The following is a 20,956-nucleotide window of genomic DNA, read 5'->3' on the forward strand; positions in this document are numbered from 1 at the left end:
GCAACCGAAGTTGAACCTACCTGACATCGTTCGGTCCTGCAGTAGGCGGAAAGTGCCGGACCAGTTTTCTGCGCGTTTTTGTCTATCCTAGCTTTGTCCCCGCCTAATGGTGACAGTGCCGCTAATTTACTTCCCCAATTGCATGATCTTGTGTTGACCGGTTGCAAAGCCAATGTGCTTTTGTTCCATATAAAACTCGAACGACCAGTCGCCGCCGTCGCGCCCGATGCCGGAAGCTTTGACGCCACCAAATGGCGTCGGCAGGTGGCGCACGTTTTCCGAGTTCACCCAGATCATTCCGGCTTCAAGCTTGTCGGTAAAGCGCAGCGCCCGCGTCAGGTCGTTGGTCCAGACATAACCGGTCAGACCATAAGGCGTGTCATTGGCCATCCGCAGAGCTTCTTCTTCGGTCGAGAACGGGATCGAGGTCAGGACGGGGCCAAAAATTTCTTCGCGCGCGATGCGCATCTGATTGGTGGCATTGGTGAACAGGGTCGGACGGATGAAGTACCCTTCGTCGCCCAGCTTCACACCACCGGCTGCGACAGTCGCGCCGTCTTCTTTGGCGATATCGAAATAACTGGTCACCTTGTTGTAGTGCTCTTCCGTCACCAGCGGACCGATTTCGGTTGCCGGATCCAGAGGGTGGCCAACCTTGATGTTGTTCACACGTTCGATCAGCTTGGCTTCGAACTCTTCCTTGATACTGTCTTGCACCAGCAGTCGCGAGGATGACGTACAACGCTCGCCATTGATCGAGTAGATCATGAAGATCACGGCATCCAAAGCGCGGTCCAGATCGGCGTCGTCGAACACGATGACCGGGTTCTTGCCGCCAAGTTCCAGATGCATCCGCTTCAGCGTGTCCGCGCCCTGTTTGGTGATGATGCTACCTGTGCGGCTTTCACCGACAAAGGCGATGGCCTTGATCATAGGGTGCTCGGTCAACGCCTTACCCGCGTCGGGGCCAAAGCCGTTCACAGTGTTCAGTACACCTTTGGGCAATCCGGCCTCTTCGGCGATTTCGACCAGCAAGCGGGCTGACAGGGGCGAATCCTCGGCGGGTTTGTGAACCACGGTGCAGCCTGCAGCCAGAGCGGGCGCGATCTTCCAAGTCGAAAGCATGAACGGCGTGTTCCACGGGGTGATCACGCCCACCGGCCCAATCGGAACGCGGGTGGTGACATTCATCAGGGTGGGCGATTTCAGATGCTGGCCGTCCCGCGCTTGCACCACCTGATCTGCAAAATAGCGAAAATTCTCGGCTCCGCGCAGAGCCGCCTTGGACATAAATCGCAGGGTCTGACCCGTGTCCCAGCATTCGCACAGCGCAATTTCTTCGGCACGCGACTCGATGGCATCAGCCACGTTCAGCAGAATGAGGCGGCGTTCGCTGGCAGGCATATCGCGCCACTCTGCAAAGGCGGCATGGGCTGCTTCGGCCGCGGCGTCGATGTCATCTGCGGTACCGTGTGCAACATCACAGATCACAGACTTGTCGACTGGCGAGGTAGACTGAAATACGCCAGCGGACCCGGCGGCATCTTCACCCGCGATACGGTTCTTTATGCCTGCCTCTTTGAACTGCGCCAAAAAGCCCGCCAGTTTTTCGATGTTGGTGTCCAGTGCGCTCATGGGTCAGGTCTCCTGCGTGGTGGCGCCAAGGTGATCGCGGATCGTACCAGTCTTGGGCGAAAGCTTCGGGTCGATGTCGCGCATCTCAAGCGAGAGCGCGATCGAATATTGTTCGAAGGCAGGTGCCAGATACGCTTTGACCGCCTCAAAAATACGCTGCGTGGCATCCTGTTTTACGTCGTTAGACCGACCGGCGCGTAGGCGGATCGAGATATCGAGAAAGCCATGCGCCGGATTACCGTCTGCAATTGCAAAATGATCGACCCGCACAGCGCGGACACGAATTCCCGGCATCGGAAAGGTGTCAATCTCAGCGGCCGTTGCTCGGATGCACTCACACAAGCCACCCATGTCGACCTTGTCCTCTAGGTTCCCGGAATACTCGACGTGAAAATGTGGCATGTGTCCTCCCTTATTGGTTAACATGTTTACTTTTTTGTGATCTCACTGTCAAGAACTTGCCTTGTTAATCTTTGCAATTTCGGAATTGGCGATTTAGAAGGCCGCATGAACACGCAAAGCCACACAAAAAGTACCGCCCGATCTCTTCCGATTGCGCTGCTGCGCGCACGGGAAACCGTCATGGCACCGATCCGGGATATGCTTCATGACATTCAGCTCACCGAACAGAAGTGGCGCATCCTGAGGGTTTTGGACGAGCTGGGCGAGGTTGAGCAAAGCGCAATTGCCCACGAGGCCTGCCTTCTGCTGCCCAGCCTCACCCGCATTCTGCGCACGATGGAGACCGATGGCCAGATCACCCGTCGCCAAGACAAGCAAGACAAGCGCCGCACCATGGTTCGGATCACCGATGCCGGCCGCGCGGTTCTGGAAGACAACCTTGCCACGTCGCTGGCGATCTCAAACAATATCGAAGCGCAGATGGGCCGCGATAAGCTGAACCAACTTCTGGACCTGCTTGAAGAGTTGCAGGCGGTTAAAGTCTGACCCCGCCCGGGACGGGCGAAGTCTAGTAAGTGACGTTTAAAGCGTCGCCAGACCGGTATCCAGCGCAGACAGGATCTTGGCCACGTCCTCTGATGTGATGATCAGCGGCGGAGACAGGATGATATTGTTGCCGGACACACGCACCATCACACCGTCTTCATAAGCCGCTTTCTGAACCTGCAGCGGCAGGTGCTTCGCGATGGGTGCCTTGGTCGAGCGATCCGAGACCAGTTCCAGCGCACACATCAGCCCCTCGCCGCCGCGCACATCTCCGATCACGTCGTATTTCTCGGCCAGTTTTTGCAGCCCCGCAAACAGCTCATCCCCGCGCGAGGCGGCGTTTTCCCAGACGCGCAGGCGCTTGATCTCGGACAGCGCGGCCAGCGCTGCTGCAGCCCCAACCGGGTGACCGGAATAGGTATAGCCCTGATCCACCGACGCCATGCCCGTGGTGTCATTTTCAAACACCTCGGCAACAGTACCCGAAATCATCGCCGCCCCAAACGGGAAGTAACCATTGGTAATGGCTTTGGCCGTGGTCATGATGTCGGGCTGCACCCGCCAATGCCGTGCGCCGCTTTCACTGCCGGTACGCCCAAAAGCGGTGATGATCTCGTCCGAGATCAGCAGAATGCCGTGTTTCGAGCAGACCTCGCGCACCATCGGCATGAAACTCTTGTGCGGCGGGATTACACCCCCTGCCCCAAGGACCGGTTCCATGATGAAAGCCGCAACCGTGTTCGCGCCCTGGAATGAAATCTCGGCCTCAAGCGCTTTGACGCAAAGCTGCGCCAGACGCTCAGGGTCGGTCTCGTCGAACGGATTGCAATAGGTCCACGGCGCGGGAACATGGAAACAGCCCGGCATCATCGGCTCATAGGCCGCGCGGAACTTCTGATTGCCATTGACCGAAGCGGCGGCGAAATGGGTGCCGTGATAGCCCTGTTTCAGGCTGATGAATTTTGTGCGCCCGGCCTCGCCGCGCACCTTGTGGTACTGCCGCGCCATTTTCAGCGCGATCTCAACCGAATCCGAGCCACCCGAGGTAAAGAAAGCGCGGGTCAGGCCGTCGGGCTCAAAAAACTGCGCCAGTTCATAAGACAGCTCGATTGCCTTGTCGTTGCTAGTGCCACGGAAGGTCGAATAATAGGGCAGCGCATTCAGCTGATCTGCGATGGCCTGCTTTACCGGCTCGCAGGAATAGCCCAGATTGACGTTCCATAGCCCCCCGACCGCATCCAGCGCCTTGTGACCATCGACATCGACAATACTGACACCCTCGCCGCCGTTCAGAATCGTGGGCGGATTCTTCTGACTGTCGGCGGGATGCGCCATCGGGTGCCAGAAGTAACGCGCGTTGTTTTCTTTGAGAAAGTTCGAGTCTTTCATTTCTCGGGTCTCCGGGTTTTTCGCCCACTCGCTCACGGGTGGAATTCGGTTGGGAAAGTGTCGGGAAGTTGACCGCCAAAACTTGCGGTCAGGTCAGTTGAGAGGGCGCGCAGGGCGGTCAAGATTTCCGGCAGCCGGTCGTCTCCGGCGCGGCCTTCGGGAACGGCAATCGCAATGGTTCCCAGCGCCACTTGATCAATGCCGAAGATGGGTGCCGCATAGCCATAGACGCCATCTTCATAGCTTCCACTGCTATTTGCCCAACCGGCCTGACTGATTGCCGCGACCCGCTCTTTGATCTTGGTCGGGTCGGTCAGCGTGGCGTCCGTGTATCGTACTTGTTTTTTCTGACCGATACGGTCCAGCAAGAAGGATGGACCAAAGCTGAGCATACAAAGACCGGATGCTGTCGCATTGATCGGAAGAATCTCGCTGGGGTCGAGGCTGACACGCACGCTGTGGCGGTTCGTTTCGACCACCAGCGCGGTTTGAAGCCACTCCTTTTCAAGCAGGGAAAGATGCAGGCTTTCACCAACGTCCTGCATCGCGACCTGCATTCTCTGGCGGGCGCTCTCGATACCGGGACGGGCAATCTGCCGCAACGCTGCCAGTCGCAAAGCAGCAGGTCCGACCGCATAGGATTTGGTCATGGGGTTCTGCTCGATCAGCCCGTATTCCTCAAGCGCCCGAAGGTGTCGCAGCGCCGTGGCTTTGTTCAATCCGGACAGGCGCGCAAACTGACTCAACCCAATTTCTGGCCGAGCGTTTGAAAAGTAGTTGAGCATTTTCAGGGCGTTCAGGGCAGTACCCATGCGATTCACATCCTCCTGTTAAGGTAATACTTGACAGAACAAGCTTAACAAAGCAACATTATTATTGTTAACGCGGATCAAATAATGAACCACTGACGGGAGGTGTCAATGAAGAAAGTTCTAACAGCCGCCGCTTTTGTTGCTTCTGCAACCGCCGCACTGGCCGAGTATCCAGAGAAACCGGTTTCCTTTGTCGTTCCATGGCCTCCGGGTGACTTGGAAGACGTTCTCACACGGATGATCGCCGACGAATTTCAGGCCATGTATGGTGTTCCTGCCGCCGTCGTGAACAAGCCCGGTGGCGGCGGTGGTCCGTTCCCCGGAGCGGTGGAAGTTGCGACCGCTCCGGCAGATGGCTACACCGTTGGCTCCTTCGTCATAGGCGTACCGGTCATCGGCCCGGACATTGGCATTCCCGAGCTAAACCCCAACCCGTTCGAACCGATTGGCATTTTTCTGACCTATCCCTTCGTCATTGCCTCCAGCAAGGATGCCCCGTTCGCGACATGGGAAGAACTGGTGGAACACGGCAAAGAAAACGATGTCGCGCTTGGTCACTTCGGCTCGGTTCTGCCGCCCACACAAGTCACCTTTGCGGCCGCGGTCAGCAGTGGGTTTGACTTCGCCAGCGAAGCCGCCTTCGACGCGTTGGACTGCAACACCCTGGCTTCGGGCGACGTAGACGTGATCAACACGACGCTTCAACTTGTTCTTCCCTGTCTGGACCAAGTGAATGTCCTGGCCAGCATCGGTGGCGAACGGATCTCATTGGTCCCGGATACGCCCACGGTTACCGAGCTGCACCCCGAACTGCCATTGGCGCTGTGGAATGGTCTGTTCGTCCACAAGGACACTCCGTCCGAAGCACGCGAAAGGATCACTGCCGCCGCGCAGAATGCGCTGGGATCTGACAAGGCCAAGCAACTTGCCGAAGAAACTGGAGCACTGATCTACTGGCAGGATCCGGATGCCTCGAATGCACAGATCGAACAGGACCAAGCCTCGTTCTCTAAAATCGAAGAGATTCTAGGCGAATAACGCGAAACCGGCCCGGCGTATTGCAATACTGTCGGGCCTTTTTCTATCCAGCAGGAGGCCATAATGATCGCAAAGACATTGCAAGACATGTTCAAACGATACCGCCGACCCGGCGATGTCGTTTTTGCTTTGGCCTTCCTGGTATTTTCGGTTTTTCTACTGAGCCAACTGGGCACGCAGACCGAGGTTGTCAAACGCACCAAGTGGTTTGCGCAACCAAGCTTCTGGCCAATGGTCTCGCTCTGGGCAATGGCCGCCTTTGCTTTTCTGCACTGGCTCAGCTCCGCCATGTCGGACCGCATTCCGGGTCGCTGGCCCGAAGTCGCGTTCTGGCTGTGGTCCCTTGAATACGTCGCCTATTTTCTGATCTACGTCGCCGTTGTCCCGCTTCTTGGATACCTGCCTTCGACCGTTCTGTTCGCGGTATTCCTTGCAGTCCGAACCGGGTTCCGAAGCGCTGGGGCAATTGGCCTTGCGGCGGCTTTCGGTGTGGCGGTGACCATCATTTTCCGAGCCTTCCTGCAAGTGAAAATCCCGGCCGGTGCCGCCTATGAATACCTGCCCGATTCCGTACGCGCCTTTGCGCTGACTTATCTCTGAGGTTCGCAAATGGAAACGCTTCTGTCCGGTCTTTCGATCCTGACACAATGGCAGGTGATCGTTGCCCTTCTGATTGGCTCGATCGGTGGGGTCATCATTGGCGCGCTGCCCGGTGTTGGCGCTGCGGTTGCCATCGCCATCCTTCTGCCCGCCACCTTCGCATTTGAACCCATTGTCGGCCTGACGCTGTTATTGGGTATCTATGGCTCGTCAATGTATGGAGGTGCCATTCCCGCCATTCTTATCAACACGCCTGGTACGGCGGTGAACGCGTTGACCACCTATGACGGCTATCCCATGACCAAACGCGGTCAGGGGCATCGCGCTCTGTCACTGGCCTATTCCGCATCGTTCTTCGGCGGTGTCTTTGCCATCATCTGCCTGATGATCCTATCGCCAGTTCTTGCATTGATCGCCCCCCATTTCGGCAGCCGAGAGATATTTCTGGCCGCCCTTCTGGGGATCATTCTGGTGATCCTCGCCCACCGCGGCCAGATTTTTGCCGCCGGAATGTTGGCCGCTTTCGGGATTTTCCTGAACACAGTCGGGCTTGAGCCTGTCAAATACACCCGCCGCTTTACCTTTGACCAAAGCTGGTTGGCGTCGGGTGTCGATCTGATTGTGGTCGTTCTAGGCCTGTTTGCCATCAGTCAGGCCTTGCTTTTGCTGCTTGAAAAGAACCACGCACCCGGCGAAACGCATGTCAGCGGCAACATCTTCGCCGGCCTCAAGGAACTGCTCGGCATCAAACGCGTCGCAACCGTGTCCTCGAGCATTGGGGTTTTCATGGGTATGGTGCCGGGCACGGGTGAGTTCACCTCGCAATTCCTGTCCTACACCTATGCACAGAAAACCTCGAAAGACCCCGACAAATTTGGCGATGGCTCGCCAGAAGGGTTGGTGGCGTCCGAAGCCGCCAACAATGCAGTGCCCGGCGCGGCCATGATCCCACTTTTGGCGCTGGGTATCCCAGGCGAAGCGCTGACCGCAATGATGCTGTCGGTGTTCTACGTGCACAATATCATCCCCGGCCCACAGCTGTTTGAGAACCAGATGGATTTTGTGATGGCGCTCTATATGGCGCTGATCCTGCTGAACGTCATCGTTCTGGTCTTCCTGCTCTTCTCGACTAACCTGCTGCTGAAGATCATCCAGATCCCCACACGGTTTCTGGGCATTATGATCCTGATCCTCGCCTTCGTCGGCGTCTACAGCCTGCGCAACTCGATCACCGACTGCGCCATTGCGGCTGGGTTTGGTGTGTTCGGCCTGATCCTCAAACGGCTGGACCTGCCGATTGTGCCGATCATCCTGGGTATGGTTCTGGGCGGGATCATGGAGGTCAAGCTGCGCAGCGCCATGGCACGGGTCAAATCACCGCTCGATTTCGTCGACCGCCCGATTGCGGCGATCCTAACGGCGCTGATCGTTCTGATCCTGCTGCTGCATTTCCGAACGTTGTACTACGAGTTCCGCAACAAGCTGAAACCCGAGCCGACCGCGCAACCAGTCGACTCCGATCACCCCAATCAGCAAGGGTAACTCTGCCATGAACCAGTCCGATATTGACGCCCTTCGCTCTCAGATTCTGTCCCCCCGATCTCACTTCATCGGCGGGCGCTGGGTCGCCGCTTCGGAAGGTGGACATCGGGAGGTGCTATCGCCTGTCGATGGCGCAGTACTGACCCAAATTGCCGAAGGCACTCCGGCAGATATGGAGGCCGCGATTAGCACTGCGCGGGCTGCGTTCGAGGATGGCCGCTGGTCGCGCCGCTCCCCTGCCGAGCGCAAGAAGGTCCTGCTGAAGCTGGCCGACCTGATCGAAAAACACGCGCTTGAACTGGCGGTTCTGGGTGTGCGCGACAACGGCACCGAGATCACAATGGCCATGAAGGCCGAGCCTATGTCAGCAGCCGGGACATTCCGCTATTACGCCGAGGCGATCGACAAGGTCTACGGTCAGATCGCCCCAACGGCAGAAAACGTACTGGGCTTGATCCATCACGCACCGGTTGGCGTCGTCGGAGCGATTGTGCCGTGGAACATACCGCTGATGATCGGCAGCTGGAAACTGGCCCCTGCGCTGGCTACCGGCAACTCGGTCGTGTTGAAACCCGCTGAAAGCGCATCCTTGTCGCTGCTGAAACTGGCTGAACTGGCCGCCGAGGCCGGAGTGCCCGACGGCGTTTTGAACGTCGTCACCGGGTCAGGCCGGGTTGTGGGCGAAACGCTGGCGCTGTCGATGGATGTGGACATCATAGTGTTCACAGGCTCGGGGGCCACAGGCCGACGACTGTTGGAGTATTCGGCGCGTTCGAACATGAAACGCTGCTATCTGGAACTGGGCGGCAAATCCCCCAACATCGTCTTCAACGACGCCCCGGACCTGAGCGAGGCCGCCAAAGTGTCCGCAGGTGGAATCTTCCGCAACGCAGGTCAGATCTGTATCGCAGGATCACGCTTGTTGGTCCAAGAGGACATCCACGACGATTTTGTTGCCGAACTCGTCAAACATGCCGAAGCGATGCGGGTCGGCAATCCGCTCGATCTGGACACACAAATCGGCGCAATTCATTCACTGCCAGAGCTGGAATCCAATCTGGACTTTGTCACCAAGGCCGAGGCCGAAGGCGCCGAGCGTCGCACTGGTGGCGGGCGCATCCTTGAGGAAACCGGTGGTTACTATATGGCCCCGACTGTAATGACCGGGGTCAAATCCACTGACAATCTGTTCCAGAACGAGGTGTTTGGCCCGGTTCTGGCCGTGACCCCCTTTAAGGACGAGGACGAAGCGATCAGTTTGGCCAATGACTCGGTTTATGGCCTCTCCTCGGGTGTGTGGACATCCAACCTGAGTCGCGCGCATCGCATGATCGCTGGCATCCGTGCTGGCGTCGTGCATGTGAACACCTATGGCGGCTCTGACTTGACCGTGCCGCTGGGCGGTGTGCGCCAGTCGGGCAATGGGCACGACAAATCCCTGCATGCGTTCGAGAAATATCTCGACCTTAAAACCGCCTGGATAAAACTCTGACCAAAGGTCTTCTGAATGACACTTCCTGCGAAATCCGCCGAGCTTGTTGAACGCCGGACCAAGCTGCTGGGCCCGAATGTCTCGACCTTTTATGACGAGCCGCTTCATATCGTGAAGGGCGAAGGGGTCTGGCTTTGGGATGCGAATGGGCGCAAATACCTGGATTGCTACAACAACGTCCCGCATGTCGGCCATTGCAACCCCCGCGTGGTCGAGGCGATCTGTCTGCAGGCGTCAACGCTCAACACCCATACGCGTTATTTGCATGACGGCATTCTCGACTATGTCGAGAAGCTGACGGGCACGATGGATGCCTCGCTAGACACCGCCGTTCTGACCTGCACCGGGTCCGAGGCGAATGATATCGCCCTGCGCATGGCTGAAGGCATGACCGGCAATCGCGGTATCATTGCTACAGATGCAACCTATCACGGCAACACTTCTCTGGTCAGTCAGTTGAGCAAATCGAACGTGCCGACCGTTGGCTTTGGTCTGGATCGGTATTTCCGGTTTGTGGAGGCACCAGACAGCTATCGAAACCCAGACCCAGACGGCAGCAAGTTTGCCGATGCTGTGGCCGAACAGATTGCTGAACATGAAAAGTCCGGCATCGGCTTTGCCGCTTTGGTCCTCTGCCCCTATTTCCTGAACGAAGGCTTCCCCGACCATCCCAAGGGCTGGCTGAAACCCGTGGCCGAAGTGGTACGCAAGGCCGGTGGCTTGCTGATCTGCGACGAGGTGCAATCGGGCTTTGGCCGCACCGGCACGCATATGTGGGCGCATCAGAAGATGGGCGTGGTACCGGACATCATGACCATGGGCAAACCGATGGCCAACGGTCATCCGGTGGGCGGTGTCGTAACGCGCAACGAAATCCTTGCCACCTTCCGCAAGGGGTATCGGTACTTCAACACGTTCGGTGGCAACCCGGTGTCCTGCGCAGCGGCGATGGCGGTACTGGAAGAGATTGAGGACAAAAACCTTGTCACCAACGCCAAATCCGTGGGCGATCACGCCCGCGTGCGCATGACATCTTTGCAGCAGAAATACGAGTTCATCGGCGATGTGCGCGGCTCGGGCCTGATTTTCGGGGCCGAGATGGTGCTGGATCGTCAAACCAAGGAACCGGCCAGCGAATTCACCGATCGGGTCATCAACGCGATGCGACATCGGGGCATCATCCATTCGAAACTCGGCCGTCACAAGAACACGCTCAAGATCCGGCCACCAATGCCGTTCTCGAAAAAGAATGCCGATCTGCTGTTTGACACATTGGACGAGGTTTTGGCCGAAACCCCGCTGACCCTATGACCCCGGTTGTCGAGCAAGCCCTGACCCTTTGGGGCATGGACGGTGCTGAATGGTCGCTGGTCGCGGCCCGCGAAAACCGTGTTTATCGGGTTCAGATCGGCGCGAAAAGCTATGCCCTGCGCCTGCACCGCAAGGGCTTACATTCGGATGCTGCCTTGAGGTCCGAGCTGCAGTGGATCGCCGAGCTGGGCGCAAAGAGCGTCGGTGTACCCACACCGGTACCGGCCACGGATGGCCGCTATCTGCAACTGCTGGAAGGGATCCAGGTCGATATGCTTGACTGGTTGCCCGGCCGCCCGCTGGGATCGACAGAAACCAGTATCGACCATAGTGATCGTACCGGGCTGTTTCGGGCCCTCGGGCATGAGATGGCAAAGCTGCACGAAGTCAGCGATGCCTGGACGCGTCCCGATGACTTTGAGCGCTGGTCCTGGGATCGTGTTGGACTGCTGGGCGATGCCCCATTGTGGGATCGGTTCTGGGAAAACCCCACGCTTTCTGGCGAGGATCGTGCCCTGTTCACTGCGTTCCGCGAGAAAGCTAACAATCACTTGCTGCAGATCGAAAACCAACTGGACTACGGCCTGATCCACGCCGATCTGGTACGTGAAAACGTGATGGTCCGAGGCGACAAGCTCTGGCTGATTGATTTCGACGATGCCGGGTTCGGGTTCCGTCTGTTCGATATCGCCACGACACTGCTGAAAAACCTATGCGAGCCGGACTACGACGCCCTGCAAGCGGCCCTGCTTGAGGGATACCGGTCGGAACGTGCGCTAGACGCCGAGCATCTTGATCTGTTCATGGCCCTGCGTGCGGTCACTTATGTCGGCTGGATTTCGTCCCGCATGGGCGAAGATGGGTCAGAGGCACGAAACATGCGGTTTAAAGATACCGCCCGAAAGTCGCTAACGCGCTACCTCGGATAAACCGCACTGACGGGAGGAAACCATGACCAAAAAAACGATCCTGCTGATTGGAACATACGACACCAAAGACGCCGAGATGCGGTTCATCGAAGACGCCGTAAGGGCGCAAGGGGCAGATGTGCTGACGATGGACGTCTCCGTTCTTGGCGATCCTGAAACACCGACCGATATCTCGAAACATGACGTCGGAGCGGCCGAAGGCAGAACTATCGACGAGGTGATTGCGCTGGGGGATGAGAACAAGGCCTTTCGCGTCATGTCCGCCGGGGCTGCCAAGGTCGTGGCAAAAGCCTATGCCGATGGCCGGTTTGACGGGATGCTGGCCACTGGTGGAACTATGGGCACCGACCTTGCGTTGGATTGTGCACAGGCCCTGCCCATGGGGGTCCCGAAATACATCGTTTCAACAGTCAGTTTCTCACCGTTAATCCCCCCACATCGGTTGGCCCCCGACATACAGATGATCCTGTGGGCTGGTGGGTTGTACGGTATGAACTCGATCTGCAGGTCTTCTCTGGCACAGGCCGCGGGGGCCGTAGTCGGTGCTGCCAAAGCCGCCATCGCGCCGGATCGTAGCAAACCCCTGATTGGCATGACCAGCCTTGGGTCCTCCTGCCTGCGTTACATGAAAACTCTGAAACCTGCGCTGGAAGAGCGAGGCTTTGAGGTTGCAGTATTCCACTCGACAGGCATGGGCGGCATGGCCTTTGAAAAACTGGCCGCCGAAAACGCCTTTGTCTGCGTGATGGATTTCTGCATGCAGGAATTTGGCAATCTGCTGGCCGGTTCCGTTGTTTCAAGCGGAGAGGATCGCGTTACCAATGCCGGGCGCGTTGGCACGCCGCAGATGGTTGCACCGGGCGCGCTGGACCTGCTGGATTTCGCGGGCTGGCAAGAGATCCCGGACCAATATGCAGATCGCCCGTTTCACGAACATAACCGCCTGATCAAAAGCTCGGTCTTCAATGGCCACGAACGCCGCGCCTGGATCAGGGAACTTGCAAACCGGCTGGAAGCAGCAACCGGGCCGGTTCATTTCTTCCTGCCGTTGCAAGGCGTTGAAGCATGGGACAAGGAAGGCGAAGAGGCACATGACCCCGCAGCCCTTGCTGACATGGTCGATGAGGCCCGCATGGTCATGCCGGACCAGGTGCCGATGACTGAGCTGGACGCCCATATCAACGACGCCGCATTTTGCAATGCCGTTCTGGCCAAATTTGACGAATGGGTCGAAAACGGTGTTGTCAGCCGCGGTTAGATGTCTTGCTATCGCGCGCCAGAGTGTTCTCTAAGCAAATCGCACGTGGCTTCGAGGTTAAACAATTTGCACCACAAGGGAGTGTCCAACGCCCCTAAAACCACTCTTTGTCGCAGAAGGCAGCTAATAAATCACGCCCGGACAAGCGGGCGTGACAGGTGTGCTGTCAGACATATTCGAACCAGCCTCAGCTAGACCGGTATGGTGCTGTCAGACGAATTCCAACCAGTCTCTAGTAGGCCAGTGACGCTGTCTTTTATCCCGCACCAAGTTCGCGCCACTCGGCAAGAGCGGCGGATCATGTCAGTTCGAAGGTGTCTCGGCTGGTGAGCGATCGTCCCTTGTTGAAGTGGTTGTAGACAGGGGAATGGACAGAGACAAATTTCTGCAAACTTCGCATACGCCTAAAACGTTGCATGGCGCATTCACGCCGTCGGAAAAGATGGTGCGAATTCCCGGAGCGGTTATTGAGCCACCTGCCCGTCTGCTGTTTTTCGGTGGCGCCAATCTCTGAGAGAAGCCCGAAAAGAGGCGCAGCTATCGGTGACTACTTCTTCAGCTTTACCGCGCGCTTCATCAATTTCCCGAGAAATTTCAATGCCGCCAGCTTGTTTCAACTTTTGGTAGCGATTGCTTCCAGCACCTCGCCCTCGTGATCGGCGGCCCGCCAGAGGTGGTGTTTCTTGCCAATCACCTTCACGAAAACCTCGTCTACGTGCCACTTTCATTTCGAAAATGTCCACAGTTTCTGGACTCGCTTTCGTCTGATCTCAGAGGCAAACACCAGGCCAAATTGTTCCACCAATATTTGACAATTTCCTGGCTCATGTCGATGCCTCGCCCGTGCAGCAAATCTTCGACATTGCAAAGCGAAAGCGGGACAAGGATGTACAGCATCACCGTCAATCGGATGAACTCGGGGCTGCTCTTGAAATACATGAAAGAGGCAGGCCTGATCATGCGCAAAAGCTACCGAACCGCCCAGCCCCGCTCAAGCAAGGTTCTTCTGAAAAGACTGTAGCGATGTTGTCTGGCTCCTTTGTTGAGAGCACATGGACGAATGTCTCAAACGCATTGAGCATGTTGCAGGTGCTGCAATGTTGGCTTTCGAAGTCTTCGTGGCAAATGCCACGGTCGTTTGAGATGCTCAACCCTCCGGCACTGCAGTCGCGTCAAAAAACTTAAATGGCCCGGGAATAATCGTAGCTCATCCGACGACAAAAGAGTTTAGTTGACATGTTTGGGCGAAATAGATTTGGCAGCCGTCCCAGACGCCGCCCAAAAAACCTAAGAACTGACCGCGATGTGTTTTCGGCAGCGCATTGGAAATTTAGCTTTTGCCTCAAAAATGTTACGACGATGCAAGCGATGCAGTTGAGTAATGTCCGCATCGGGCTCTGAGCCGTCAGTAAGCCCGGATTGTGCGAACGACAGCTTCCGAAAGCTGAATGTCTGCACATTGGGCTAAACCCGTGAAAACGCCACGTCATCTCGATTTCCGCAATTTCTGCTTTCACGACTGATTTCAATCACGAAACGCTGCATCACCGCAAGTCCGCTCTGAGCCCTGAGCGGAAGTGTCGAAATCTAACTCCCACGTTCGCTGCACGAAAAATACTCTCCTGTCGAAGAGGTCTCGTTCGCATCGCGACAGAGGTCATATCCACTCATTCGAATATCGCCAAATCCGAAGCCGCAATTCAGAAAGCGCCACGGCTCTTGTGTCATTGGGCACGCATATGTGGTACAGTGCCTTGGCAGCCTGTCCATCATTTTGGAGCAATAGGAAGCGATATTTCAAAGATTCTTTTTGGGAGGTGATTTGATGGCTTTTGCTACAAACAGGACCGGTTCTATCTGGCCCGACGGCGTCGTCCCTTATGTCATCAGCAGCGACTTCAGCAGCGATCAACGGGACGAAGTCGAAGCCGCAATAGAGCACTGGAATATGCGTACCATTATGCGGCTACGGCCTATGACGACAGGTGATGTAGACTTTGTGCGCTTCGAGCCGGCCGAGGGATCTTGCCGCTCACCCGTAGGGCGCCAGCCCGGCGGGCAATCAGTGAGATGTGATGTTCTGGATGGTTTCCATCGCGGAAATATAATTCATGAGATCGGGCACGCGGTAGGATTCTGGCACGAACACACCCGGCCCGACCGCGATATGTTTGTTACAGTTCACGAAGACAACATCGAACCTGATGCCATCGGCAATTTTGATATTGGTATGGGCCGTGTGCTTACAGGCTATGACTATGGGTCCATCATGCACTACGGACGGCGCGGGTTTGCCATAGATGATGAAGAGGATACTATAACACCAATCGATCCTGATGCCGACATCGGTCAACGTGAAGGCCTCAGCGCTTTGGATCTGCTGGGGATCTGTCTCATCTACGGCGCTCCCCATTATTCGGTCGCCTGGCAGGACGACAATGATGATGACGGTGAAGCGGACATCTGGTTAGCAGGGCTTTCGGCTTGGGGTAGCTATTGCGGTGGTCAGCAACGCAGGTTGCACAACACCGGTGGCCACCAATCGCGCCCTACACTAGGGCTGGACGGGCAGCGAAATGCGATGGTCGCCTGGGAAAGTACGTCGAGCGGCGTGCGCCACATTTCCCGGCGCGCGTTCCGAGCTGATGGCTCCCAGCTTTTTGGCGGCCATAGGGCAAGTTCAAATGCGTCATCGAACAATCGCGACCCCGATATAGCGGTTGCTCCAGACGGGCGTTTCTTGCTGGCTTGGCAAGAGACAAGAGACGACGTCATACGTATTATGGCGAGGGGCTACAATGCAGACGGGTCAACGCGTATCCCGCTTCAAGCACTCGCGACTTCGGACTCTGGAACACCGGCGGCCCCAACGCTTGGCCTAGTGGGCACTGGCGGATTTGTTTGTGCCTGGGCCGAGTTGTCCGCTGATGAGAGTATCTCGATCCGGTGTCGTCGCTTTGATGATGATGGCATTGCGAACGGGCCTGAAACAGTTGTGGCGACGGGACTTGGAGATCAGGAGGCGCATCCACGAATCGCTGTTGATGGCTTGGGGCGTTCCTATATTGTTTACGAGCGCGGCGCGCGGGATGTGATGATCACGGGTTTGGAGGCGGACGGGGGTGAACGCTTCGCTGAGCGCCCGGTTCCGCAGGATACGCGTGGCGACCAAGTCCGGCCCGATATCGCGCTGCTGAACGATGGAACGCTCATCGTGGTCTGGACCGATGACAGAAACCAGAATGGACTTGGTCAAATCAGGGCACGTGCTTTTGCGACTGACGGCAACCCGGTTTCGGGCGACTTCACTGTAAATCAGCGAGGTGGTGGTGATCAAAGAAATGCGCGTGTCGTTGCGCTTGTCGAGGGTGGTTTTGTTGCCACTTGGCAGGATGACGAGCAGCGCGATCGTCTTTATCAGATACATGCTCAGACATTTACGGCCGAGCGCGAGCCGCGCTTCGCCAACAAGACCGTCAACCAATTTCAGAAGGGAACACAAACCAATCCGGCAACCGGTGCCTAGGTGAGATACGTTCCTGGTCGGTGCAGCCCCATAAGACCACGCGTCATCGTATCAGCGCTGTCAGACGAATTCGAACCGGCTTCTGTTAGGCTAGTGAAGTTGACCTTTATCCCATGCCAAGTTCGCGCCACTCGGCAAGAGCGGCGCTGCGTGTCAGCTTTAAGGTGTCTCGGCTGGTGAGCGCTCGTTCCTGATTGAAGCGGTTGCAAACGGAGGAATGAACGGCGACATACTTCTTTAAACTTCGCGTACGCCTGAAACGCTTTGTCGCGCGTTCGCCTCGTCGAAACGGCAAGTGTGAATTCTCGGCGCGGTTGTTTAGCCACCTGCCTGTCATTTAGTTTTTGAGCGCGCCCAATTGTCTAAGCGCAATCTTGTAGGAAACGATCTGTGACGACCTCCTCAGCGCAACCGTGCCGCTTCATCAATTTCTTAAGGAATTTCAGTGCTGCAGCCTTGTTTCGGCTTTTGGTGACAACGGTTTCCAGTACCTCGCCTTGGTGATCGACCGCCCGCCAAAGATAGTGCCGCTTGCCATTCACCTTCACGAAAACCTCGTTCACGTGCCTCTCCCATTTGGAGAATGCGCGCAGCTACTGAACACGCTTCCGTCTGATCTCAGCAGCAAACATCGGGCCAACCCTGTTGCAACATTAGCAGACAGTCTCGCGGCTCACGTCGATGCCTCGCTCGTGCAGCAGATTGTCGACGTTCCGAAGCGAGAGCGGGAAACGGATGTACAGCATCACCGCAAGACGGATGATCTCGGGACTGGTTTTGAAGTACTTGAAAAGCGATGGTCTTTCTATAATCGGAGGCTACGCAAACCCCCTGCCCGAATCAATCAAAGCTCTTCTGACAAGACCATCATTTTCGCTACGGCCCGACGCATTACTCGGTTTTCTGGATAGCGAATCCCGATCCCGCGGTCCTGTAAGCTTCGCGGGGTGGCGCGAACACGTCGAGCACTTTCGCGCCATCGGGACCAGCACGAAACCCGTGTGCAACGCCGCCCGGAGTGCGCCAGAAGTCACCGCTTCCCACAGCTACTTCGATATCGTCTTCAATACGGATGCCACTGCCTTCAAGCAGAACTCCCCATTGCTCTTCTGAATGAGAGTGGATGGAGCCCTCGATGCCAGGCTCAAAACTGACCACAGAGAACACTGCCTTTTCGCCAGCGAAGACCCGAGTTTCGATCCCGGTTGTCAGCGTACGGGCGATGCCCTCGCTTAGGTCGGCAAGATTGAAAAAGTTTTCTGGTCTAGACATAAATTGAACCCTTTTGTTTAGGTGCTTTAGCTGCGGTCGAGTTCTAAAATCTCATAGGTGGTCGTACCGGCCAGGGTTCGAGCTCGGATGACCTCTTACCGCTCGGCGACATGAGAGACTTTCTCCAGGATTTCCGCGGCGAAACTCGAAGGCAGAACCACCACGCCATCGTCGTCGCCAACAATGATGTCTCCGGGCGAGACAGAGACCCCGCCTTCGACCACCGGAACATCAATTTCGCCCGGTTCGGTTTTTACGGTCGCTTCGGGATGAAAGCCCCGGCAGAAGACCTGGAACCCCAATGCTGCGATGTCTGCGCTATCCCGAATTGTACAATCGAAGACAGCGCCCAAGATGCCCTTGGACTTGCATCCATCGGCCAATAAATCGCCGAACGGGCCAAACCGCTCCGAGCCGCCGCCATCCACGACCAAAACGTCACCCGGCTGGGCCACATGCACCGCACGGTGAATGGCGCCGTTCTGCCCTGGCGTGATGCGCTCAGTGCGCGCCGGCCCCGCAATCCGGGTTCCACGGATCAGCGGCTTGATCCGCGCGCTCATAGCTCGAACTCTGGTATCTGCGTTGCAAAAGTTACCAGTTGGAAAAGTAGCGAACGGGGTCATAGTGGTTCCTCTTGTTCGGCAATAAATCCTGCAAGCGCCGACCATAGTGCAGGTGGATTTGAATACATGGGAAAGTGCGCTGAATGTGGAATTTCGATGACTTGAACACCGATATCAGGCAGGTGTTTCAGATAGGAAAGATGGCGGTTTTGTTCACCATAAACAAAGGCCTTCGGACATGAGAGCCCCTCGAAGATGTCCATCAGAGGAGTGTTGTCGGACAAGTCGACCATCGACCTGAACACAGGCTCAATCGTTGATGGTCTGACCTTGCTGTCCAGCGCTGCAACGTAGATCGCCGATGAAAATTCCATTCGTTCACGCACACGTTCTTTAAAGCCTTCAAGAAAAACACCCGCATTGGCGGTCGGGAAGTCGACAATCTGGCGCGAAAGAAAGCAGTCTTCCGGCGCGACATTACCTTCGATGTCAAAAAAGCTCAGGACCCTGTCCGGAAGTGCGCTGGCCAGCATTAGCCCGGTCAACCCGCCCATGGAGTGACCGGTTAGATGGAACCGATCTAATCCCAGTGCATCAACCGCGGCAGTCGTGACTTCGACAAGGAACGGGATAGATAGCTCATCAGGCCTGCTGATATCAGACGCGCCACAGCCAGGTGCGTCCCAAAACACAAGATCCCGATCCAAGAAGTCTTGGCGAAAGGCAAGATCGGCGTAATCCTCTTTGGTCGACCCAAATCCATGCAGGCATACAAGTGCCGGCTTTATGCCGTTTCGGCGGAGGCATGACAAACGAAGAGAAACTCCGCTGATCGTCAGCTCCAGAATATGAGAGTTCATGACGATGACCTTTGATAAGAGCTTTCGTCTTTAATTTTCGAATTTTGAAGACGAAAAGTCATCGAAAGCATAGTAACGATGCATGATTGACGGAAAAGACCGTGAAATACTGTCCATCCTTCTTGAAAGCTCGGCCATACCAAAAGCTGAGATCGCGCGTCGTGTGGGTCTTGCACCCTCTGCGATCTCCGAAAGGGTTCGCCGTCTGGAATCCATGAACATCATTCAAGGCTACGAGGTCAGGATTGATCCGCGGGCGCTGGGAAAGCCGCTCTTGGCCTTTGTCTTTGTAACCGACGCCAAGCCGAGCCGGGGTTTTGACACAGCCGCCGCCCTGTCGCAGGTGACTGGACTGGAAGAGCTGCACAAAATCGCAGGAGACGATTGCTATCTACTAAAGATACGCGCTTCCGGCACCGACGTATTGAACGAAATCATTGAGCAGCAAATCAATCCGGTTCAATCAGTCACACGTGTTCGTACCACAATTGCACTGAACTCAGTTACTGAGAAACCATGTCTTTCTGGACACGAATTACGCGCGTGAGGTTCCAGTCGAACTCAGCCAGTTGCCGAAATAAAACTACATTACTGCAAGAATGAATGGCGGCTTGAGACTCTGAGCGGTCAATCGCTGCGAGGCGACATGATTTGCGTCCACGAACGACTGGAATGCGGACGAAGCCAATTTTTGGTCCGGTCCAAGAAACTTGAGGTTCCGGCCCCAAAGCTAACATTCGTATACTTGTCGCAAGTCGATCTAAGTCGACATTCCCTCCGATCAGTTTTCTGTTTTAAAACAATGCTATTCAGCTTTGCTCGCTTCCTGTTTCATCTATCCCAGTTGCATGAGGGTTGGCATTCACCCCTGCCAACATCTTTATAACTTCGGCTTTCCAGCCCGCCTTGATCTTTAAAGCCAGTTGAGACGGTGGTCGGTGGTCTGGCTCAAGGAGCGCATATTCATATCTGAGCGGTTTTTTGAAGGGCACGAACGCGACTTTTCCGTTGGACAGGTTTAGTTCTCGTTCAGTCGCTACGGTCAAAGGATCCACGATCGAATAACACTGACCTGAGCTCACAAAGGGTATAAGGGGTAGAAAGTACTGACAGGTCACTGTTGGGTTGTAGTCAGCTGAAACATCTTGAAACTCTTGCCGAATTTTACGCTGGAACGGGTGCGCGGCATGCAATCCCCCCATAGGCGCTCCGTCGAGATCGGAAATGGATATGGTCCCACGTGAAGCAAGTGGGCTGTCACGATCAACGGCACAAAAACAATCTGCCCGGATCAGTTCTGTTGAATATTGAGGCTCTTTCCCGGTTGAATGATCGAAGTCTGCAAAGCCGAAATCAATATTCTGCGTGCCCGCAAGCTCAATAATCTGAGGCGAACTGCGTGTAGACAACGTGATACGTATCTCGGGGTTTTCGCCGACTGATTGGCTGATAAAACGCGGGAACAAGAAAGCGGATGGGCCGGGCATTGTAGCGATATTCAAGCTGCCGGAATGCCCTTTAATCAACCCTTCCATTGTACTGGAAATCGTCGCAAGGCGGTCCAGAATACCTGTTGTTTCGGCCAAAAGGTAATGCGCTTCGGGAACCGGGACCAATCGCCGTCCCTTACGCTCGAACAGTGTCAGGCCAAGGGTCTTTTCAAGGTTCTTCAAGGCCAGACTGATCGCAGGCTGGGTGCGGTTCAGTTTCTTGGCGGTCTGAGAGATAGAGCCGGTCTCCATCACCTCGCGAAAAACGGTCAACTGCATAAGGTTCAT

At 56.1% G+C, this 20,956-nt stretch carries 19 protein-coding genes and 2 pseudogenes; 11 read left to right on the forward strand and 10 right to left on the reverse strand.

All coding sequences use genetic code 11. The annotated features are described in order from the left end of the window. Window positions 1-126 precede the first annotated feature (126 nt). Both hpaE and ACR0J4_RS04280 read right to left on the reverse strand, forming a co-directional pair. Entirely contained in the window at window positions 127-1,635 is a 1,509-nt protein-coding gene (hpaE, locus tag ACR0J4_RS04275) for a 5-carboxymethyl-2-hydroxymuconate semialdehyde dehydrogenase (protein WP_170642441.1), read from the reverse strand. A 3-nt stretch (window positions 1,636-1,638) separates the two neighbouring features. Next, window positions 1,639-2,037 (reverse strand): 5-carboxymethyl-2-hydroxymuconate Delta-isomerase, encoded by a 399-nt coding sequence (locus tag ACR0J4_RS04280; RefSeq protein WP_170642443.1) that lies wholly within the window; start codon window positions 2,035-2,037, stop codon window positions 1,639-1,641. A gap of 105 nt (window positions 2,038-2,142) precedes the next feature. Here ACR0J4_RS04280 and hpaR point away from each other — a divergent pair, with 105 nt between their 5' ends. Beyond that, window positions 2,143-2,583: a homoprotocatechuate degradation operon regulator HpaR gene (gene hpaR, locus ACR0J4_RS04285; RefSeq protein WP_170642445.1), complete on the forward strand. Its 441-nt coding sequence runs from the start codon at window positions 2,143-2,145 to the stop codon at window positions 2,581-2,583. A 36-nt stretch (window positions 2,584-2,619) separates the two neighbouring features. On the opposite strand, the gene ACR0J4_RS04290 is transcribed toward hpaR, so the two are convergent. Together ACR0J4_RS04290 and ACR0J4_RS04295 are read right to left on the reverse strand one after the other, a co-directional pair. Next, entirely contained in the window at window positions 2,620-3,972 is a 1,353-nt protein-coding gene (locus tag ACR0J4_RS04290; protein ID WP_170642448.1) for an aminotransferase class III-fold pyridoxal phosphate-dependent enzyme, read from the reverse strand. A gap of 32 nt (window positions 3,973-4,004) precedes the next feature. Continuing rightward, window positions 4,005-4,784, reverse strand: coding sequence for an IclR family transcriptional regulator (locus ACR0J4_RS04295; RefSeq protein WP_170642450.1), 780 nt, complete (start codon window positions 4,782-4,784; stop codon window positions 4,005-4,007). A 108-nt stretch (window positions 4,785-4,892) separates the two neighbouring features. Between ACR0J4_RS04295 and ACR0J4_RS04300 the strand changes: the two genes are divergently transcribed. From ACR0J4_RS04300 to ACR0J4_RS04330, 7 genes are all read left to right on the forward strand, one after another. Next, a complete protein-coding gene (locus ACR0J4_RS04300) occupies window positions 4,893-5,822 on the forward strand; it encodes a tripartite tricarboxylate transporter substrate binding protein (RefSeq protein ID WP_480668308.1) in 930 nt (309 codons plus the stop codon). Window positions 5,823-5,885: 63 nt separating this feature from the next. Then, a complete protein-coding gene (locus tag ACR0J4_RS04305; protein WP_170642454.1) occupies window positions 5,886-6,422 on the forward strand; it encodes a tripartite tricarboxylate transporter TctB family protein in 537 nt (178 codons plus the stop codon). 9 nt (window positions 6,423-6,431) lie between these two features. Continuing rightward, on the forward strand, window positions 6,432-7,964 hold the full coding sequence (locus tag ACR0J4_RS04310; RefSeq protein WP_170642456.1) for a tripartite tricarboxylate transporter permease: 1,533 nt from the start codon (window positions 6,432-6,434) through the stop codon (window positions 7,962-7,964). Window positions 7,965-7,971: 7 nt separating this feature from the next. Then, window positions 7,972-9,456: an aldehyde dehydrogenase gene (locus tag ACR0J4_RS04315; protein WP_170642458.1), complete on the forward strand. Its 1,485-nt coding sequence runs from the start codon at window positions 7,972-7,974 to the stop codon at window positions 9,454-9,456. Window positions 9,457-9,471: 15 nt separating this feature from the next. Beyond that, window positions 9,472-10,767 carry an aminotransferase class III-fold pyridoxal phosphate-dependent enzyme gene (locus ACR0J4_RS04320; protein ID WP_170642460.1) on the forward strand — a complete coding sequence of 432 codons (1,296 nt, stop codon included), beginning with the start codon at window positions 9,472-9,474 and terminating at the stop codon, window positions 10,765-10,767. Further along, window positions 10,764-11,696 carry a homoserine kinase gene (locus ACR0J4_RS04325; RefSeq protein ID WP_170642462.1) on the forward strand — a complete coding sequence of 311 codons (933 nt, stop codon included), beginning with the start codon at window positions 10,764-10,766 and terminating at the stop codon, window positions 11,694-11,696. Before ACR0J4_RS04320 ends, ACR0J4_RS04325 begins: the two co-directional genes overlap by 4 nt. A gap of 22 nt (window positions 11,697-11,718) precedes the next feature. After that, on the forward strand, window positions 11,719-12,954 hold the full coding sequence (locus ACR0J4_RS04330) for a Tm-1-like ATP-binding domain-containing protein (RefSeq protein WP_170642464.1): 1,236 nt from the start codon (window positions 11,719-11,721) through the stop codon (window positions 12,952-12,954). A gap of 298 nt (window positions 12,955-13,252) precedes the next feature. On the opposite strand, the pseudogene ACR0J4_RS04335 reads toward ACR0J4_RS04330, so the two are convergent. Further along, window positions 13,253-13,914, reverse strand: a pseudogene (locus ACR0J4_RS04335) (IS6 family transposase). Between ACR0J4_RS04335 and ACR0J4_RS04340 the strand changes: the two are divergent. Beyond that, window positions 13,798-14,139, forward strand: a complete 342-nt coding sequence (locus ACR0J4_RS04340) for a hypothetical protein (protein ID WP_170642005.1) — start codon at window positions 13,798-13,800, stop codon at window positions 14,137-14,139. The pseudogene ACR0J4_RS04335 and the gene ACR0J4_RS04340 overlap by 117 nt on opposite strands. A gap of 640 nt (window positions 14,140-14,779) precedes the next feature. Further along, the gene (locus ACR0J4_RS04345) at window positions 14,780-16,480 is read left to right on the forward strand and encodes a M12 family metallopeptidase (RefSeq protein WP_170642466.1); all 1,701 of its coding nucleotides are present in this window, start codon (window positions 14,780-14,782) and stop codon (window positions 16,478-16,480) included. Between the two features lie 106 nt (window positions 16,481-16,586). Here the strand turns inward: ACR0J4_RS04345 and ACR0J4_RS04350 are convergent. The 4 genes and pseudogenes from ACR0J4_RS04350 to ACR0J4_RS04365 form a co-directional block, all read right to left on the reverse strand. Beyond that, window positions 16,587-17,289, reverse strand: a pseudogene (locus tag ACR0J4_RS04350) (IS6 family transposase). 82 nt (window positions 17,290-17,371) lie between these two features. Continuing rightward, window positions 17,372-17,752: a cupin domain-containing protein gene (locus ACR0J4_RS04355; protein ID WP_170642468.1), complete on the reverse strand. Its 381-nt coding sequence runs from the start codon at window positions 17,750-17,752 to the stop codon at window positions 17,372-17,374. Between the two features lie 95 nt (window positions 17,753-17,847). Next, window positions 17,848-18,315 carry an RraA family protein gene (locus tag ACR0J4_RS04360; RefSeq protein ID WP_170642470.1) on the reverse strand — a complete coding sequence of 156 codons (468 nt, stop codon included), beginning with the start codon at window positions 18,313-18,315 and terminating at the stop codon, window positions 17,848-17,850. A gap of 59 nt (window positions 18,316-18,374) precedes the next feature. Then, complete coding sequence (locus ACR0J4_RS04365) at window positions 18,375-19,178, reverse strand: alpha/beta fold hydrolase (RefSeq protein ID WP_170747278.1); 804 nt, start codon at window positions 19,176-19,178, stop codon at window positions 18,375-18,377. A gap of 82 nt (window positions 19,179-19,260) precedes the next feature. Between ACR0J4_RS04365 and ACR0J4_RS04370 the strand changes: the two genes are divergently transcribed. Beyond that, window positions 19,261-19,725: an Lrp/AsnC family transcriptional regulator gene (locus tag ACR0J4_RS04370; protein ID WP_170747277.1), complete on the forward strand. Its 465-nt coding sequence runs from the start codon at window positions 19,261-19,263 to the stop codon at window positions 19,723-19,725. A gap of 262 nt (window positions 19,726-19,987) precedes the next feature. Here the strand turns inward: ACR0J4_RS04370 and ACR0J4_RS04375 are convergent, their stop codons facing one another. Then, window positions 19,988-20,956, reverse strand: coding sequence for a LysR family transcriptional regulator (locus tag ACR0J4_RS04375; RefSeq protein ID WP_170556477.1), 969 nt, complete (start codon window positions 20,954-20,956; stop codon window positions 19,988-19,990).

It is taken from the genome of Ruegeria sp. B10, from assembly GCF_056539825.1.

Bases quoted from the DNA above. Each gene is read 5' to 3' on its own strand.
- hpaE (WP_170642441.1), bottom strand. From the start codon at position 1,635: ATGAGCGCACTGGACACCAACATCGAAAAACTGGCGGGCTTTTTGGCG.
- ACR0J4_RS04280 (WP_170642443.1), bottom strand. From the start codon at position 2,037: ATGCCACATTTTCACGTCGAGTATTCCGGGAACCTAGAGGACAAGGTC.
- hpaR (WP_170642445.1), top strand. From the start codon at position 2,143: ATGAACACGCAAAGCCACACAAAAAGTACCGCCCGATCTCTTCCGATT.
- ACR0J4_RS04290 (WP_170642448.1), bottom strand. From the start codon at position 3,972: ATGAAAGACTCGAACTTTCTCAAAGAAAACAACGCGCGTTACTTCTGG.
- ACR0J4_RS04295 (WP_170642450.1), bottom strand. From the start codon at position 4,784: ATGGGTACTGCCCTGAACGCCCTGAAAATGCTCAACTACTTTTCAAAC.
- ACR0J4_RS04300 (WP_480668308.1), top strand. From the start codon at position 4,893: ATGAAGAAAGTTCTAACAGCCGCCGCTTTTGTTGCTTCTGCAACCGCC.
- ACR0J4_RS04305 (WP_170642454.1), top strand. From the start codon at position 5,886: ATGATCGCAAAGACATTGCAAGACATGTTCAAACGATACCGCCGACCC.
- ACR0J4_RS04310 (WP_170642456.1), top strand. From the start codon at position 6,432: ATGGAAACGCTTCTGTCCGGTCTTTCGATCCTGACACAATGGCAGGTG.
- ACR0J4_RS04315 (WP_170642458.1), top strand. From the start codon at position 7,972: ATGAACCAGTCCGATATTGACGCCCTTCGCTCTCAGATTCTGTCCCCC.
- ACR0J4_RS04320 (WP_170642460.1), top strand. From the start codon at position 9,472: ATGACACTTCCTGCGAAATCCGCCGAGCTTGTTGAACGCCGGACCAAG.
- ACR0J4_RS04325 (WP_170642462.1), top strand. From the start codon at position 10,764: ATGACCCCGGTTGTCGAGCAAGCCCTGACCCTTTGGGGCATGGACGGT.
- ACR0J4_RS04330 (WP_170642464.1), top strand. From the start codon at position 11,719: ATGACCAAAAAAACGATCCTGCTGATTGGAACATACGACACCAAAGAC.
- ACR0J4_RS04345 (WP_170642466.1), top strand. From the start codon at position 14,780: ATGGCTTTTGCTACAAACAGGACCGGTTCTATCTGGCCCGACGGCGTC.
- ACR0J4_RS04355 (WP_170642468.1), bottom strand. From the start codon at position 17,752: ATGTCTAGACCAGAAAACTTTTTCAATCTTGCCGACCTAAGCGAGGGC.
- ACR0J4_RS04360 (WP_170642470.1), bottom strand. From the start codon at position 18,315: ATGAGCGCGCGGATCAAGCCGCTGATCCGTGGAACCCGGATTGCGGGG.
- ACR0J4_RS04365 (WP_170747278.1), bottom strand. From the start codon at position 19,178: ATGAACTCTCATATTCTGGAGCTGACGATCAGCGGAGTTTCTCTTCGT.
- ACR0J4_RS04370 (WP_170747277.1), top strand. From the start codon at position 19,261: ATGATTGACGGAAAAGACCGTGAAATACTGTCCATCCTTCTTGAAAGC.
- ACR0J4_RS04375 (WP_170556477.1), bottom strand. From the start codon at position 20,956: ATGAACCTTATGCAGTTGACCGTTTTTCGCGAGGTGATGGAGACCGGC.